Origin of the sequence: Catenovulum agarivorans YM01, from assembly GCF_000281085.1 — a bacterium.
Classification (GTDB): domain Bacteria; phylum Pseudomonadota; class Gammaproteobacteria; order Enterobacterales; family Alteromonadaceae; genus Catenovulum; species Catenovulum agarivorans.
Map to the genome: position 1 here is coordinate 12,658 of NZ_JH767537.1, position 18,645 is coordinate 31,302.

12 protein-coding genes are annotated in these 18,645 nt (G+C 41.8%); 3 read left to right on the plus strand and 9 right to left on the minus strand.

From position 1 onward, the window contains the following. The first annotated feature begins 404 nt into the window (after window positions 1-404). Window positions 405-929 carry an RNA polymerase sigma factor gene (locus WSC_RS0118350; RefSeq protein WP_016957415.1) on the plus strand — a complete coding sequence of 175 codons (525 nt, stop codon included), beginning with the start codon at window positions 405-407 and terminating at the stop codon, window positions 927-929. A 10-nt stretch (window positions 930-939) separates the two neighbouring features. Further along, entirely contained in the window at window positions 940-1,314 is a 375-nt protein-coding gene (locus WSC_RS0118355; RefSeq protein ID WP_016957416.1) for a DUF6768 family protein, read from the plus strand. A gap of 78 nt (window positions 1,315-1,392) precedes the next feature. Here the strand turns inward: WSC_RS0118355 and WSC_RS0118360 are convergent, their stop codons facing one another. The 5 genes from WSC_RS0118360 to WSC_RS0118380 form a co-directional block, all read right to left on the minus strand. Further along, the gene (locus WSC_RS0118360; protein WP_016957417.1) at window positions 1,393-1,935 is read right to left on the minus strand and encodes a YaeQ family protein; all 543 of its coding nucleotides are present in this window, start codon (window positions 1,933-1,935) and stop codon (window positions 1,393-1,395) included. Between the two features lie 5 nt (window positions 1,936-1,940). Then, entirely contained in the window at window positions 1,941-2,114 is a 174-nt protein-coding gene (locus tag WSC_RS24670; protein WP_016957418.1) for a DUF2986 domain-containing protein, read from the minus strand. Between the two features lie 225 nt (window positions 2,115-2,339). Further along, a complete protein-coding gene (locus WSC_RS0118370; RefSeq protein ID WP_016957419.1) occupies window positions 2,340-3,782 on the minus strand; it encodes a tryptophan halogenase family protein in 1,443 nt (480 codons plus the stop codon). Between the two features lie 52 nt (window positions 3,783-3,834). After that, window positions 3,835-5,142, minus strand: coding sequence for a sensor histidine kinase (locus WSC_RS0118375; RefSeq protein ID WP_016957420.1), 1,308 nt, complete (start codon window positions 5,140-5,142; stop codon window positions 3,835-3,837). After that, window positions 5,132-5,824 (minus strand): response regulator transcription factor, encoded by a 693-nt coding sequence (locus WSC_RS0118380; protein WP_016957421.1) that lies wholly within the window; start codon window positions 5,822-5,824, stop codon window positions 5,132-5,134. The genes WSC_RS0118375 and WSC_RS0118380 overlap by 11 nt, the downstream gene beginning before the upstream one ends. A 105-nt stretch (window positions 5,825-5,929) precedes the next feature. Here WSC_RS0118380 and WSC_RS0118385 point away from each other — a divergent pair, with 105 nt between their 5' ends. Beyond that, entirely contained in the window at window positions 5,930-6,514 is a 585-nt protein-coding gene (locus WSC_RS0118385; RefSeq protein ID WP_016957422.1) for a hypothetical protein, read from the plus strand. A 22-nt stretch (window positions 6,515-6,536) separates the two neighbouring features. Here WSC_RS0118385 and WSC_RS0118390 read toward each other — a convergent pair whose 3' ends face one another. From WSC_RS0118390 to WSC_RS0118405, 4 genes are read right to left on the minus strand one after another with little or no spacing between them, the layout of a single operon-like run. Continuing rightward, a complete protein-coding gene (locus WSC_RS0118390; RefSeq protein WP_157447347.1) occupies window positions 6,537-7,394 on the minus strand; it encodes a thioredoxin fold domain-containing protein in 858 nt (285 codons plus the stop codon). Next, window positions 7,360-7,803, minus strand: a complete 444-nt coding sequence (locus tag WSC_RS0118395) for a hypothetical protein (protein WP_016957424.1) — start codon at window positions 7,801-7,803, stop codon at window positions 7,360-7,362. Before WSC_RS0118395 ends, WSC_RS0118390 begins: the two co-directional genes overlap by 35 nt. Before the next feature lie 23 nt (window positions 7,804-7,826). Beyond that, the gene (locus WSC_RS0118400) at window positions 7,827-18,158 is read right to left on the minus strand and encodes an Ig-like domain-containing protein (protein ID WP_016957425.1); all 10,332 of its coding nucleotides are present in this window, start codon (window positions 18,156-18,158) and stop codon (window positions 7,827-7,829) included. Between the two features lie 28 nt (window positions 18,159-18,186). Further along, window positions 18,187-18,645, minus strand: coding sequence for a hypothetical protein (locus WSC_RS0118405; RefSeq protein WP_016957426.1), 459 nt, complete (start codon window positions 18,643-18,645; stop codon window positions 18,187-18,189).

Here is an 18,645-nt window from a genome sequence, read left to right on the forward strand (position 1 = left end):
CCCACAAGATGTCCCTCCATTGTGAAGTTTTGTTCGAAACACTCCCATGTATATTATGGACATTTTTTCGCTGCATCTTTTCTAGAAGTACAGAACAAAGCTGAATACAAGTATGCCGAATTGCTAACTTCTGCATGGTTAGCAAATTGATCAGCATCCTCAACTCACAGGACTAGGATTAGGTTTATATAAGCAGACCGTACAAATCGTGGATGATTTGTCTCGAGCTTCCACAGATGGATTTACAGCGTGTCTGCGTTAGAAGCCTAACCCTAGGCCGACAATATTGCACTATTTGTCTAATCCGCATTATTTATATAACCTTGCCAATTATTTAAACTCATGAACCTTTTTAAAATTCGCTTCGTCTCTAATAACAAACCCCATTTAAGCTAAGGAATTCAGTGCAACAAGCGGAAATTGATTTACTGGTAATGTCAGCACAAAGTGGCAACCAAGCGGCGTTTGCAAAATTGGTTAGTAGCTTTAACCAACCACTGCTGCATTTTGGTTATCGTTTATGTTCTAACCCAGAATTAGTCAAAGATGCTGTGCAGGAAACTTGGTTAAACACCGCCAAAAGTTTGCATAAGTTAAATGATCCCAGCGCGTTTCGCTGTTGGTTATATCAAAACTTGCGTTGGCGCATAACCGACTTAGCCAGAAAACAACAGCTAGTTGATCACAATGAAATCACTGCCAAGCTTGATGATGTTGCAGCACAAAACAAACAGGCAAGCAATGTTAGTGATGAATTGACCAAAGCTATCGCGCAGTTAGGTGAAATTGAACAACAAGTACTGCACTTATTTTATTTGGATGAAATGAAAATGGTCGAGATTGCCGCTGTACTCAGTATTCCCGTTGGCACTGTCAAATCTCGACTCGATAGAGCACGCAAACAGTTAAAAACCTTATTGGAAGGTTAGGAGAAGCGACATGAAACTTGATGAGCAAATTAAACAGTCTTTACAGCAAGAAGCACAGCAGCTAGACGCCATACTCGCGCAACAGCCAGGCATTTTTGGCATGATAAATAACTCGTACCGCGGCGCGTTGCGCATTTGGTTAATCATAGCCAGTATTGCCGGTGTTATCGCCACTGCTTTATTACTTTGGTGTGGCTATGAGTTTGTTATGGCCGAATTAGTTATTGATAAAATACATTGGGGTATTTGGTTTATCGTCAGTTTATTTATTCAAGCTATGTTGAAACTATGGTTTTTTATGGAAATGAACCGTAATTCCACTGTGCGAGAAATAAAACGTTTAGAGCTGGCAGTTGAGCGCTTATACAACAAGTTGGATAGCTAAGTCCAATACAGTTAATTCAATTAAGGTGGGCTTACTTGCACAGTTTAGTCCACCTATATTTGTGTTCTTTCAATGCAATTAGGCTTTTAAAATCTCAGGGTTAATAGTCACACTAGCTGAGTCTGTTGATAACCAAATTTCGCCATCTGTGATATTACATTGAATATTCATATTGCGTTGTGCAAGTTCAGCCAGCTCCTGTACGCTGGGTTCAGGAATGTTAATGATGGTTAAATTAGTATAACGCGCCAACGCTTGTTGGTTTTGTTGCCACCAAATTGGCACACTTTTACCACCATAAGTAATTAACAAGACCTGTTTGGCACGGCCACAGGCTTTACGCAACCACTTTTCGTCACTCTGGCCAAATGCTACCCATAAATTAATTTCGCCACTTAAACTTTTATCCCACAACTCGGCTTCGTCATCATCTGACGACAGTGCTTTGCTAAAACACAAAGTTTCGCTGGCGCGCATCATAAAGGCCAATAAGCGCACCATCATACGTGCATTATTTTCTGACGGATGCTGCGCTATGGTTAATTCGTGATCTTGATAATAATTTCTGTCCACATCCACTATGTTTAATTTGGCTTTGAATATTGTTGCTTTTAATGCCACAGGATTTATTCCTCAATTATTTTAGCAGTGTCAGTTTGCTCTGCTTGAGCCGCTTCTAACGCTTGTTTCTCGCGCTCAGCCTTTGAAATATATTTGGGTTTGGAGCTACGTACATTTTTCGCATTGGCTTTTTTCGCGCGCTTTTTCAAAATGGTAAAAATTTTTTTCTTGCGGTTCATTTCAAACAACTTAGATTCAAAGAAGGGAATTGCGGTAAATTATATACAAAAAAGCATAGATAAGCATGCGCAGCTAAATGGTTTAGCTTGAGATATTTAGTGGTGAAATAAATAAAAAGCCTTTGTCCACACATGACAAAGGCTTTTGCACACAACAAAATGTGGTAACCCACGAACACGACTCTACCCTATACAAAGTAAAAATTTGGTTAAGGCTGGCTAACTTTATCTAAGCGTATTGCCAATTACAGCTTTAAAACTTGCGAAAAAATCATCTAGTTGTTGTTGGCTAATTTGTTCAGCTAATGGGTGATAACTTTGTGGCATTAAGCCTTGGCCTAACATGACTTGCTGCCAGCTCGATTCAGAAAAAAGCTCATCTTGCTGACGAATTACTTGGCCGGTTTGCCGGAATAAATCTAGCTTTTGTTGCAAGCTATCGGGAATAGGCATAGTGCGCATATGCTGCCAAAATTTGCTGTCGTCTCTTTGATTCAAATAATAATGCAGCACAATAAAGTCGCGAATGCGTTCAGCTTCTACTTCGGCAAGTTGGTTAAAGGTATCGCGGCTGGCTGGGGTAATTTGTCCATTTGGCATGAGTTTCAAAAGCCTTAATAAGCTGCTTTGCACCATATGCAAACTAGTAGATTCCATAGGTTCAACAAATCCGCTGGCAAGACCGATGGCAATTACATTTTTATGCCAAGGTTTAGTATAACGGCCGGTTTTAAATTGAATTACTCTTGGCTCATATAAAGTTTGCCCTTGGCTGTTCGCTAGTAATGTATTTGTCGCCCAGTCGTCTGACGCAAATTTTGAGCTATACACTAAACCATTACCGGTGCGCGATTTAAGTGGAATTTGCCACGACCAACCAAATTGATGGGCATTTGCTTGCGTATATAACAAGGGTAATTTAGCGTCAGTTTGTACAACAACAGCGCGGCCAGCGGGCAAATAATGAGACCAATCTTGGTAGGGGGTATTAAGGGTTTTATCAATTAATAAAGCCTTAAAGCCGGAGCAATCAATAAACAAATCGCCTTCAATTATTTGCCCATCTGCCAGTTTCAAAGCACTGATATCTAAGGTTTGTGGATTTTGGATAACCTCAATTACTTCCCCTTGAATGTGAGTTACCCCATTTTGCCCACTAAGACGTTTTAAAAAGTCAGCGTATAAAGCTGCATCAAAGTGATAAGCATAAGTTAACCCGGGTAACCGAGTGCCAGCTAAGTGTTTTGCTTGGACAAATTGGTTTTGTGCTGCAGCTTGGGCATTTAAGCTATATTGCCAAAAATCATCGACCGATAACTGCTGTTGCTTGGCAGCTCGTAGCCAATAATGAATAAATGGAATTAACCCAAGTGGCTTGCCGACCTCACCAAAAGCATGCAAATAACTTTGCCCCTGTTTGCCCCAATGATTAAATTGAATGCCCAATTTATAGGTTGCATCTGTGTATTGGATAAAGTCTGCTTCATCAATTTTTAAAATTTGATTAAACAGTTGAATGGGTGGAATGGTCGCTTCGCCAACACCAACAGGAGCATATTGGTTAGATTCAACTAGGCTAATGTGTAAATTTGGAAAAACTCGGCTTAAAAATGCAGCGCACATCCAACCAGCCGAACCACCACCTAAAATCAAAACTTTGTTAACCATAAACTCACCCCATTCATTGCATGAGTCAGGTATATAAAAGTTGTGGTTACATTTAGGTTACCGACAGCGTTACTTTTCGGCCAGTTGCATATTCTTCTACCTGATAATTAAGTTTTAACCGCTCCATTACCCGCTTAACAATTTCAAGGCCAATACCAAAACCATCGTGACGGCTATCATTATCCGCCGAGTTGTTTTTATTGTGAATAACAATAAACTGCTCAGTTACTTGAATGTCTATCGAGCCCATTTGGGTATTTTGCAAGGCGTTGCGGATCAGGTTATTAATGGCAATTTGCAATAACATGGGTTCGGTTTGCCATGCAATGTCATGTTTTTGCCAGTGTTTATTGATCACCACGTTTTGTTCGTCGTGATAAATGCGGTTTTCATCTAACGATTTTTCTATCAGCGACACAAGCTCACATTCTTCTATGCTCGAGAGTTCACTTTCTTTACTTAAACACAGCAGTGCATCGGTTTGATATTTCATATCCTCTACCGCCAATAACATGCGATTCAGGGCTTTGCGCTCTGCCGGTTTTAAGTCTTTCATTATAAATTCTAGAATATCCATATTGGCAGACAATACCGCCACATGGGTGCGTAATTCGTGGCTGCTAAAACGGGCAAATGCATGTTCTTGTTCTAAAATTTGGCTAAAGGTATTTAAACTTTGATCTAAAGTGTGCGCTAGATAATTCATGCCGCCAACTGCCACTTTAGGCGGGGCAGTAAACTGTTTTGAATGCGCCATATCATCCGCCCAATCGACTAAAGCATTGACTACTTTGTTTACTCTATAGGTTTGAACAAATTGAAATACAAATAACACAGCAATAATCACAATTGAAACCAACAAAGCAGGTTGCATACGCCCGTGTAAATAGCTGTTTAGCTCTAAATTATTAAAGTCTGTGTTGTTGTGAAAATAGGCAAAATATTCTTGTTGATTGTGCTCAAAACTATAAATCAGCATTATGTCTGCAGCTGTAACCACAGCGCCTAGACGGCGCAAAATTAAATTTACTTGCTCCGCTACTATTTGCTCGCGCTCTGGTGCGTCAACTAAATGTATTTTTAGCTCTTGATAGCTGCTGACAAATTGCATTCTGTCATCACCTAAAATAGTCGCATTTGCGCCTAAATATTGCTGTGGATTAGTCATTACTCGGCTATAAGCGCGTTCAGCAAAACCTTGCAGTACATTGCTTTTTTGCTGGATAAACTGCCATTGATAACTAACCGAGCTATAAACTAAGTAACTCAACATCAAGCCAACTAATGCGAATGCAACCACGATTGTCAGCTTAAACTGAGAAACTTTAGCAACTGAAATGGCGTGCCAATTAAGCGCCATCTGATGCTCCTAACCCAAGCTTAACGCCAAAGCCACTAACTATGTGTACTATGGGTTGCTCAAATGGTTTGTCTAATCTTTGCCTTAGCCTATGAATATGTACTTTAAGTGCGCCGCCATCTGGTGCATCTTCCCCCCAAATAACATGCTCTAAATCGCGTTTGCTGACAGCTTTAGGATAAGCCCGCGCTAAGGTTTCTAAAATGCGCCAACTTGAAGGTGTTAATTGCACGGGTTGATTTTGCCGACTGGCGGTGTGTTGATCTAAATTTAATTCTAACTGCAATTCTGTAATGGATAATTTACTCACTTTGCCACTGCGGCGTTTTGATAGTGCAAATACCCGCGCGACCAATTCACGCATTTCAAATGGTTTAGTTAAATAATCGTCTGCGCCCCGCTCAAACCCAGTTAACTTGTCGTTTAAATGACTTAACGCGGTTAATAAAATAACAGGTGTATCCACGCCGTTTTCACGCAAGGCTTGGCACATGTCTAAGCCGTCTAATTTAGGCATATTAACATCGCTAATAATCACATCGTATTGATTATCCGCGAGTAAATTGAGTCCCCTACGGCCATTGTGGCAATAATCAACAAGTATGTCGTTTAGCTCTAAAAATTGAGTCACACTTTCGGCAAATTTTTTATCGTCTTCAACAAATAAAACTCGAGTTGTCACTATTACCTCACTTGCATTCGTATGCACTCAGCTAAATATCACTTGGGTTTTGTCGCCACTTCGTTAAAATATTGTAATAATATTTAATCAATAAAATCCACTTAAATGAAACACAGCCGCCGCAAACTTTCTGTTATTCAGCTTGTACCAGCGCTTGCCCTTTTGCTCGCTGGCTGTGAAATGCATTTTACCTTGCCCCAACAATTTTCCGCACCAACCGGCCAAAGCGAGTTTGACCAACAAACAGGTTATCAACTGCCTTACGCTATTTACCTACCCAATTCGTATACAGGTTGGCAACCAAATGAACTGAACCAATTTGTTTATGATGCCAGCAGCCAAAGTTATTATGTAAACAACATAGAACTCAACAACAAGCAGGTCGATAGTTGGGGCTCTCGCTTTAAAATCGCCAGTGCCGACTGGCGCCATGAGTTTGGCTTTAGCAAAGCGCACGACACGCCTGAACAGTCTAAATTTGGTATCAGCGAAGCGGGTTCTATTGTCCACCTGCAACACATTTTTTATGCATCAGATATTTATTTTGAGCTACCGCATAATACAAAAGCTCGATACCTACATGCGCATTTTAAAGTACTAGAAAATTCAGCAACACCAACTGCGCTATTGGCTTTATCAATTTCGCAAGAAAAAACAACGATAGCGACCAGCATAAACCACAAGAAGTAACATTTGGGTTACATTGCACTGATTACAAATAAAGATGTGTGCCATTGCGCTCAATCACTGAGCTGCGTGAAAGGTTAAGACTGTCGCCAAACATCAGCATAAACAGTTGTTTTTGGGTTTGGTATTGGCTGATTTTCTGCGAAAAGCAGCTGTCTGTATTATGGCTACAGCCCAATAATTGAGGGTTTTGTGTAAGCACGGTTAGATCGGCAATAACGTATTCTGGTTGATATTGTTTGAGTAGTTGTGCCGTTTTACCTGCGTCTTGTTCTGCTATCAAGAGTACTAAGTTTTTCGCTTGCCAAGCAGGTAGTTGCTGCAACTTAGTAAATCGCTGCCAGTCGGGTTTAACGCCAAATACACTGGCGGCAGTAGACTGTTGATATTCAAGCAATCGCGCCAGTGACACTTTTTGCCCTTGTAAATAAAAACTCGGCACAGCGTTAATTTGATAAGCATCGACATATTGAGTGTTTTGTACCATTAAATCACTCTGAAGTTCACCATCACATTGTGGTTTTTGTCGCTGTTCAACCGCTGCTAATATAGCTTCACTGACTGGGCGCTGACATTGAAAAAACTCACTGCTTCTTTGTTTACTAGCAGAGCCCAATATGGGTGCCCAAAATAGATAAATATTGTAGCCAGCGAGCTGATCTAGTTTGGGAATAACCTTTATACAGTAAGGGCAAAATGGATCTTTAAACACTAATAAATTTGGCCTATCGGCACGCCAGCCATTTAGTAAAAAAGCTTGTTGAGCGATAGGATCGGGTATTGGCATCACCTGCTGCGCCCGCACAGGCAGCAACAGGTTAACCACCAGCACAGCTATAAACAGCCAGTTAATTGGCTTGTTCAATAGTGTCTTGCTGCTCATGCTGCATTTGCTGTAACGCAATAGGTAACACAAGTTCATTATACTCAGCCAGTTTCTGATGAAGCTTTTGTTCTATTTGTTGCTTTTTATATCTGTCACTTAAGTTTTCATCCAACTCAGCCATCAAAACTTCAATTTCAGCTTGTTTGAGCGCAACTTGCTGTTTGCGCTCGTTCAACAGTTTAGCGGAGTCTGCGACACTTTCAGGTTTGTCATCCGCCGGCTTTTGCTGAGTTGAGTCAACTCCTTTTGGCAAATTTTGCACTTGTTCAACGTCACCGCCTCCTCCCTGTTGCTGTTGCACCGCAGGTGAATGTTTGGAGGCTTGCTCTGTCGGCCATAACTGATACAAAAGCACACCAACACATACACCAATGAAGACTATGAATATTGCTTTTAACTTTTTCATATTAATCACATATTCCTATGGTTTTATTCCGCCGTGGTAAAAGTTCGCGTGCCACCATTTCGAGTATTACCCACTAAGTCTGGCACATAGTTATACAGCTCAACAACATACTGAGTATTAGCTTGTAAGTCTTCATCAGGGTCGAGCGTAATTTGGCTGCCATTAACCGTATAACTAACCGCCACTAAGTTACCGCCTTGTTTTAACAGCGGCGCTGCGCGTAAATCGAGGGTTTCGTCATAATCCAATACTATATTGCTGCCAACCGCAATACCTGTGCTGTTATGCTCAGGCGTTATTGTTTGTAGTGTTGGGCCGCCAGTATCATTACTGCTATTAGCATTAGTGGTAAAACTCAAAGTATAGTCAGTTAACTTATTACCAGCGTAGTCACAAATATCTGTTAATGCCAATTGATAACTGCTTTCTGTGGCAAAACCTGCGGCAGCTTTAACGGTTAAAATATTGCGGCCATTGGTTAAACTCAATGTTGTAGCAACATCTTCGCCACCTAAGGTCAGGTCAATACCATTGGCAAGTATGCATGCGCCACTTAATGGCTCTGACATCTCTAATACTAGCTGGCCATTAATCGGCATATCGGTTTCACCTGTTGCGATATTGCTGCGGCTCACAGCTGGTGCTGTTTCATCCGCTTCAGTATCCGTCCCAGTAACAAAATATTTGTAGTTATTTGTTGCGATACGATTACCAGATAAGTCAGTTAAATACGGGCTATAACCCACATACAAATAATAAGTATGTTCTGCGGTTAACAAATCATCAGGCGTTAAAGTTAAGGTCAAACCGTCTGCGGTTAAATCCCAACTGCTGCTTATAGTCACTCTATCTGTGTTATCCCACAAATAGAAGGTATTGCCATCAATTGTGGTTTTGTCCACCCGCTCAGCGAAATGCACCTGCAACAATGGATTCAGCGCCACACCTTGGGTGTTATTATTAGGTATACCCCAATGTGCTACGCCACTGGTATGGAAGTCGCCGGTATCACTGGTAGTAAAATCAACCACCAAGTCAGTCGCTAATGTATTGCCACTGATATCTTTAAGGCCTGTCACAGTTAAGCTGTAGTCAGTATCAGCCATCAATAACTGTTTTGGCACTATGGTTAACAAGGTGCGGCCACGAGAAAGCGATAGATTAACTGGCACATCTACACCTAAAGCTGTTTGTAAACTCACGGCATTATCCACCAGCGGATTGAGCGATTCACTAAAGCGTACGTTAAAGCGTAAGTTAACTGGTATGCCGGTTTGTCCGTCTGTCACACTTGTGCTAACAACTGTTGGTGCGGTTTCATCTGCAGCGGCACCTGTGGTGAAATAACGGTAATGATTACCCAGGGTATTACCGCTGAGATCACGCATATAATAAGCATAGACATAATACTGACTAGCGGTATCTAATGCTTCATCAGGCACAGTTGTTAAACGCATACCATCCGCGGACAATTGTGAGCTAGAAGCTATGGTTTCTCTGGTGGTATTGTTGTACATATACACTCCAGAAGCCGTTACACTAACAGGATCAATTGGTTCGTTGAATATCCATTCCACCACAGGATTAGTCGCCACATCTTGTTGATTATTACTATAAGCAACATCTACAAGTTCAGGTCTAACAAAATCAGGCCCTGCTAGCGTAGTAAAGGTCGTAGAATCTTCTACCACTTGATTTTCCGCCATATCCAACATGCCAGCAAAAGTTTCTGTATGTTCAGCTTCTGAAGGTAGAGGGGTTAATTTACGGTAAATCACCACTTGATTATTTTCGCTAAACTGCACACTAATGTTAACACCACCTGCATAATCAAAAGTCAGTGGGTTCATAGGTTCATCAAAACGTACAGCAAACAAGGTATTCACCCCAACACCTGTTTGTTGATCAGGTGGGCTTAAGCTACTAATCATAGGTTGTCTATCATCCGCAACCGCATCTGCCGCTGTGTTAAAGTAAGTCGCATAATTAGTGCGTAAATTATCACCATCAGTATCTTTAATTGCATTTGAATACCAAACGTAATATTGGTTATCCGCAACTAAAGCTGCATCAGGGGTTACACGGATTATGGTGCCAGTTGCATCTAGCTCAGCACTGCTCGCCAATACAGTCCAATTGTCTGTGACATCATATAAAATAATGGTTTCAGAGCCGAAGGTGCTGCTATCTAGCGGTTCGGTAAACTGTGCGGTTAATATCGGATTCAGTGGTACACCCGCAGTATTATTAACTGGATGATAAGCGACAATTGTTGGCTGAGCGCCTACTCCGTCGGTCGCCACACTGGTATTAACATAACTACTATAGGTTTGCAGCGCATTACCTGTGGTATCCACAACTGAACTGTCGAGGTATAAACTGATACGACTAGAATCTGGGAAGTTACCATCAGTTGGTGTTACACGAATAGTGCGACCGTCGCCCATTAATGCCACATCTACAGGTAACAATACTCCATCGTCAGTCACCTTGATTGCAGCATCTATGCTCGCCAACGTTAAAGGTTCAGACGCATACAAGGTAATTTCTTCTAAGCCAATCCAATTAGAACTACCATTGGCTGGAATTTGCGTCACTATAGTTGGACGTGTGACGTCATTAGTTACTGTGCCTGTGGTAAATGAGCTGATAAATGGCGCAACTGCATTGCCTGCTAGGTCTTGAACATTTTCAGTCACTATAACACTGACTAAACTAGCATGTGGTAACGAAGCTGAAACTGTCACATCGCGGCCATCAGCCGAACGGAATACACTTGGTGTAATTACAACACCATTAGCATACAGAGCAATATTTTGATTATTAATACTGCTAGACAACATAGGTTCGCTGAAACTCAGCACTACGCTATGTGCTGGATTCACATCAACACTATCCGCCGCTGGTGATATTGCACTAACAGTTGGTGCAACGGAATCAGCAGCTTCTTGCGTATTAAAGTAGCGTGTACCAAGGTAACGAGTATTACCGGCTAAATCCGGCACATTGTAATACAGCTCAATGGTGTAACGAGTATTGCCTGCAAGGGTAATAGCCGGAACAAAGGTAATAACATTTTCTTCAACCGTATATTGACCCGGAATGGTAATGCCACCACCTGTAACTGGCGGACGACTACGCGCATCAATTGCTTCATCAAAAGTCATCACAATTTCAGTTAACTCAACCTCAACTTCGGTTGCTTGGTGAATGGGGGAAATAGTCGATAAACTCGGTCCAGAGCTATCTGCATCTGCACTCACCAAAGTGGTAAAGTTAACTAAAGTTTGCGCCAACTCATTACCTGAATAATCACAAATACCATTAACTGCTAGTTGATATTCAGTAGCAGCTTGCAAGTTTTGTTGGCCTTGAATGGTTAAGGTTCGTCTATCATTTTCCATTGATACTTGAATATCAATCGCTTCGCCGCCAGTGGTTAAACTAAAGGCAGGTGCTATTTGGCAGGTATCACTGAGGCGCTCAGAAAGCACAATCACAACTCGGCCATTCACAGGTACATCAGTATCCCCTTCAACCACACTAATTTGCTCTAATTCAGGTGCAGCTTCATCTGCACTGTCACCTGTGTAGAAATAGTGGTAGTTATTCTGTCCAACTCGATTTCCTGCGTAATCATGTAAATAAGGTGAATAACCCACATAAAAATAATGTAGATGATTCGGTCTAAGCGCTTCATCTGGGACAAAATTCAGCGTTAGTCCATCCTCAGACAAAGTCCAATCTCCAGCAACACTAATACGCGCATCATTGTCGTATAAATAGAAGGTATCCGTATCTATAGTTGCTTTATCAACAGGCTCACTAAAGTGCACTTCAAGGTTAGGATTGAGTGCGACACCACGGGTATTATTTGGAATACTCCAGCGCACTATGCTTCCAGCAGTTAAATCAACCGTTGCACCTGTTGTGAAGTTGAGCATTAGCGTTTCAACTTGTTGGTTATTACTTAAATCAGACACACCTTCTATGGTTAACAAGTAATCTTGCATTGGTGCCAATAAGTGGCGTGGAACTAAGCTCACTAAACGACGTCCGCGATTTAAACTAATGTGCACAGGCACAACTTGACCACTTGAGTCGGTTAATACAATGCCATCTAAATCAAGTGGATTGAGCATTTCGTTAAAGCGCACATTTAATCTAACATTGGTTGGTAACTCAGTTTGACCATCTATTATGCTGGCGTTAACCACTTCAGGTGCAACTACATCTTCAGCAAAACCTGTGGTGAAATATCTATAGTGATTACCTAAATTGTTACCGGCCAAGTCGCGCATGTAGTAGGCGTAAATATAATATTGACGACCAGCTAACAGTGCTTGGTCTGGCATTAAGATTAAGCGTTTGCCATCAGCGGATAATTCATAACTGCTGGCAATAGTCACTCTATCAACATTGTCGTAAATATAAACGCCTGAGCTAGTTACACTAATAGGATCGATTGGCTCACTAAAGGTCCATTCAAATGCGCTATTTAATGCAATATCTTGCTGATTATTAAATACGGATACATCTGTCACACTAGGTTGAACAAAGTCTGGGCCTGTTGTGGTGGTAAACTGAGTTTGACTACCGACCGCCATATTACCGGCTAAATCTGCCATTTCAGGACTCATAGCAGTAATTTCACTTTCGCTCGCCAAAGGTTGCAACATGTTGTAACGCACGGTTTGATTATTTTCCGCAAACTGCACATTAATCGCACCTTCTGCAGCAAAGGTTATTGGATTAATTTGTTCACTAAAACGTGTCGCAAACCAAGCATTGGTGCCGACATTAGATTCACCATCTGGTGGACTCATAGCTGCGACTGTTGGTTGGGCATCATCGACAATTGAATCCGCATCTGTGTAGAAGTAAGTTGCTGAGTTACCTTGTAAGTTATCACCATCTGTATCCAACAAGGCAGTCGAGAACCATAAATAATATTGGTTGTCGGCAACTAAGCCATCATCAGCAACTACCTGTGCAATTCGCCCTGTATCATCTAAGGTAATGGTACGAGGCATCACACTCCAATTGTCTGTGACATTATAGAGAATGGCACTTTCGCTGGTGAAGCTGGTTAAATCCATTTCTTCGCTAAAGCGCGTTAAGATAATGGCATTCAGTGGCGTACCTCGGCTGCCATTATTCGGGAAGTAAGATTCAACTCTAGGTCTAATACCCAAATTATCTGTGGTGGTTGAGGTATTAAAGTATGAGTTATGCGCATGTAATGGGTTGCCAGATAAATCGAGTACACTGCTATCCCAGTACAATTGAATTAACGCATTGTCGTTAAAATCTGTATCTTTAGTCACACGTATAGTGCGGCCATCACCTAACACATCAATTTCAACCTGAGCTAACACACCATCTTCAGCTAGGTTAAATGCATCTGCTAAAGTACTTTCATCCACAGCTTCATCTGTGTAGAAATACACTTGATTAATATCTGTCCAGCCACTTGAACCATTAACTGGTGTTTGTGCAATAATTCGTGGGCGAGTATTGTCAGTATCGGCTACACCTGTGGTGAACGAACTCACAAACGGAACTATCGCGTTACCCGCTAAATCTTGCACACCGTCTGTCATGACCACAGAAACAATTGCTGAATGCGGCAACGAGGCAGATAGTGTCACTTGACGTCCATCAGCCGAACGGAAGATATTTGAACTGAGCACAGAGCCGTTATAGAACAGTGCTAAGTTATTGGCATTTAACGTATTTAAATTAACTGGTTCATCAAACGACAACACCACATTTTGTGCAGGATGAATATCACTCGACATATCTACTGGTGAAATAGCCAAGACACTCGGTACTTGGGTATCTTCAACCGCTTGGGTATCAAAATATCTTGTACCACCATAACGTGTGTTACCAGCTAAATCAGGTACATTGTAATAAAGCTCCACGGTAAAGCGTGTACTGCCAGGTAATAAAATATCTGGGGTAAAGGTAATTACCGCACCATTTACTTGATAACTGCCAGGCACTGTAATGCCCGCACCTGTAATGGGTGGCGCAGAGCGCAAATCAACCGGCTCATCATAGGTCAATACAACTTGAGTGGTTACATCTATATCTGACGTTGCATTGGCAGGGCTGATATCTAATAACGCAGGGCCTGTTGTGTCTGTTGTTTCCACATCTTGAGTGGTGAAAGACAATTGATATGTTTCAGATGCATTGCCCGCATAATCACATAAACCATCAAGGGTTAAGGTATATTCAGTCAAGGCGGTGAGGTTTTCTTGCGGCGTAATGGTAATAGTGCGGCGATCATTCGCAAGGGCTGTATCAACTGCAATTTGCTCTTCACCTGTCACCAACTGAACCGCATCCGCTATCGGACAACTGTCGCTGATAATTTGATCCATATATAAGACCACTCTACTATTGAGCGGTGCTTGGTCATTATCCATACCTAAATTACTGGCACTAACGGCAAGGGTTTCATTGTCTAAATCACGGCCGGTATAAAAATAATGATAGTTATTTTGTGCAATCAAATTACCCGCTAAGTCTTGCAAATACGGTGAATAACCGACATACAAATAGAATAAGTGATTTTCTCGAAGTGGTTGATTAGGCACAAAGGTTAATCTGCGGCCGTCTTCGCTGAGTATACGCTGTCCCGCAACCGATAAATTGGTGCTGCTGTCGTATAAATAAAAACTGCTGGAGTTAACACTGCTAGGATCTATAGCTTCTGAGAAATCAACCGCCAATAATGGGTTACGCGCAACATCGCGTGAATTATTTGGAATACTCCAACGTATCGCTGAGCCAGTTACAGTGTCGGCGACATCACTGGTCATAAAGTTAATTTCAATAGGATTAGCTAACAAGTTGCCACTTAAGTCCTGCACACCGTCTATCCATAAGGTGTAACTTTCATTGGCATTGAGATTTTGCACTGGCGACAATACAACTCTGCGTCTGTCATTGCTTAAACTGCGACTGACAGCAACCTCAGCACCAACTGAGTTAAGCAATTGAATTTGGGTTAAATACAGCGCATTTACTGCTTCATTGAAACGCACTGCTGGCTGGACATTGACCGGAATATCCGTTGCTTCGTCGAGCATGCTAGTCGCAACCACTTGTGGGCCACTGCCATCTATATCAAACGAGGTATCAAACCAACGTGATGTACCAACAAATGGGTTGTTGAAAGTGTCTTGAATACCACTGGTTAGATAAACATAATGACGACGGCCAACCAATAAAGGCACATTTGGTATAAACGAAATCGCTGAGTTGTTTTCTGCTATATCTAAAATACCACCTATGCGTTGACCACTCGATTGGTCAACCACATACATAGTGTCTTCTGTGACAGTTACAGGATCTATTGGCTCACTTAAAATCGCAGTGATCACTGCATTCACTGGAATATTGGAACTGCCATTAACCGGACTGATATCAATCAAGGTTGGTCTTTCTTCATCAACACAATTACCTGTGGTAAAGGTTGAAGTAAAAGTTTCAGCCAATGGATTACCGGCTTCGTCTCTAACGCCACTCACTTCGATTGTGTAGCTACTATTATCCGCCAATAAATTGGTTGGATTAAATATCAGCTCAGTATTGGCGGTTGTTAAACTTTGTATACCAGTTAACACTGTGGTGTCTTCGGCAATGAGCTGAATACTTAAATCGGTTAACGAACGACGTAAAATAGCTTCATTAAAGATCACACTGATATTGCTATTTTCACAAATATCAGTCGCTGCATCTGCTGGGTCAACTGAGCTCACTTCAGGTGGTGTGACGTCTGGATTAAGTGGATCAGTGCCAGCGGCAACTTCATCCCCATCCGTTCTTTCATCGTCGTCTGAGTCTGTGTCGAGCGGATCTGTTGCTAACTCTATTTCTAAACCATCAATTAGACCATCACCATCTGAATCTGGATTTTCAGGATCTGTATTCCAAGTAAACACCTCTTCATTGTCACCTAAACCATCACCATCTTCGTCTGGCTCAACGGTTAATAACGCCAGATCGTCGCCAACATTGTTACCAAAATCGACCGCTTCAACCAATATATTCATACTGGTGATGCCAGCAGGCACACTAATAGGCACTTCGTATGGTCTAGTCGTATCAGAGGCAACTAGAGTGCCGTTCACCCTTATTTGTACTGTGGCAACTGCCACATCATCTGTTGCTTCTGCTCTGACTAAAATACGGCTGCCTTCAACTACAACATCACCATCTGGTGGTGATATTACTTCAACACTTGGGGCTATCCCTTGGTTGTCATTTAAGATGCGATATTGCGAAATATATAAACGATTGGTGGCGGTTGAATAAACAAATCCAGCATCAATCGATAATGAGTTGGCATCTCTATCGCCAAATTGACGAATATCAATCACACCTTGGAAAATAGAGTTTTCTGGATCGGCTATGTTGACAAAAGGCACAGCATTAACAAATAAAATGTCGCTAAAAAAAGCAAAGCCATTGGTCAATTCAACATCTGATGGATAAAAACGTGTATCACCACCGACTATAGTTGGGCGCATTGGATCACTAAGATTTATGACTTTGTAACCACAGGTGTAACAGGCGACATAAGCATAATCACCGTCCATCACCACAGCACGAATGTTGCCTATATTGATGCTACCAAGGCGCATAGGTGAAGCTAAATCACTAATATCTAACACGATCACAGCTGAACTATTAGCAACAACAGCTCTGTCGTTTGATACATCCACGCCGATAATTTTGCCTAAATTATCTAGTTTAGCCACGCTAAATGGCGCAGACACATCTTCAACATTAAATATTTCAAAACCACCACTCTCATTGGCGACAAATATATGGCTATTTTGCGCAGCTAAGTCGACCGCAATCCCATTACTGCCTATGTTACTGACTAAAGTAGGTTGGCTGACATCAGCAATATTAATAATATCTAAACCCGCATTTGCCACAGCAACAAAAGCATAAGTGCCAACAACTTTGACGTCTCTAGCTGTGCCACTGGTTGCTAATGTGCTGACAATTTCAGGGTTGGTTTTGTCGCTGGTATCTACTATGTGTAAACCAGCACTACCGGCCGCTATATAAACATAATCGCCTTGTACATCATTGTCATAAGCAGTGCCGCTAAATGACAAAGTTGCTATGCCGGCTGGTTGAAAACTTTCAACCGTTACTGGCACTTCAACCGATAAATCAAACAAAGATACTGTCACAGTGGCATTGCCTTCCGCGCCACCAAATATTTGTCCGTCGGTAATACCAAAACTGACTGTGGCTAAGTCGCTCGATTGATAACTAGTGCCATTTGATTTGGCGGTAACGTCTAAACTTGTGCCATCTAACACTGTGGCAGTTACAGTTAGTTGAGTGCTGACTTCGCTGTCGATACCATTAAAAGTCATAACAACATTGTTAGGCACAACACTAATAGCAGTAATCGCATTTTGATAATCGGCTTCGCTGCTATCGGTTGGTGATGAGCCTAATGTCACTTCAACAAAATCAGATAAACCATCACCGTCTGAATCCGCTAATAATGCATTGGTAATAAAACCATCTTCACCTTCAATCAGCTCTTCACCATCGTCTATGCCATCACCATCTGTGTCGGCTAAATCAATGTCTGTGCCTGCTAGATATTCATCTAAAGCACTTAAACCATCGTTGTCTCTATCTTCAAATGCATCTGCCGGATCGTTCGGGTCTAATCCATTAGCGCTTTCGTAATCATCAGGTAAACCGTCACCATCCTGATCACCTGTGAAACTGACTCGAACTAAACGTGTTGCCACTTGGCCATCTTTACTGGCAGTAATTAATGCGTTACCACTACCAACTGCCGAAATTAAACCATTGGCATTAACACTCGCAACCGCAGAATTAGAACTGGTGTAATTGGTTCCAGAGGTGGCAGCGGTAACATTGTCGAGTAAACCGCCCGGATATTCGGCGGTAACATCTAATTGATAAGTTTGCCCAAGTGCGGTTAGGCTAATTTGAATTGTGGTTAAAAAACTTATGCGTACCGGCACTGGCTCTTGTTCAACGAATTGAATTTCGCCAACCCGAGTAATGCCATTGGTACGCAGGTTAAAATAACCTGATTGACCGGATAAAGTAGTGCCTTCTTCGCCAACACAAGTTGCCCTAGCTCTGACTGCACCTTGATTAGAAGGTACGTTTGGTAGTGACCAGCCACCATCTTCTGCCACCTGTATAGTGCGGTTTAAAATATTCACCACACAGTTTTCATCCAACTCTTCAGCTTTGGTGGCTGTCACCAAAGCACTACTTAAAAAGCAGGCTGTCAGCAGTATTCGTCCAGTCTGGATAAAGTTTTTCATTAGCTGATACCGTAGTCTGTATTTTTGGTTACAACTCCAACCACTCTGCAATTTGTTGTTTAATTCCGATATTGCGTTTTACATTGCCAAAACAAATATCAGAATCGACTATTGCCTTACGTTGATCTTTCACTAGCAGATAAACAGCGCCACCTCGCGCATATCTGCCACCTTTGCCGTAAACCATTTCTACTCCCCTGACATCCTTCAGAGAAAACCAATCTTCCGATTTAATCCATAAAAACCGCGTATGTAACACCACAGTTTTATTGTGTTTGTCGAACATTGTTTTGCGGCTGCGCTGAATTGCCAAAACAACCAAACAAACACCATTAAAAATTAAATAATCTTCTAGCTTTAAATCTTTGTCGCCAAAAACTGCAGCCAGCCAAAACAGTGATAAAAAGCCGAAAACCAGCAAACTGATACATTTGGGAAATGCGCTAACCACAAGTCTGTCACTGTCTTGTTGTAGAATTCGTGCCAT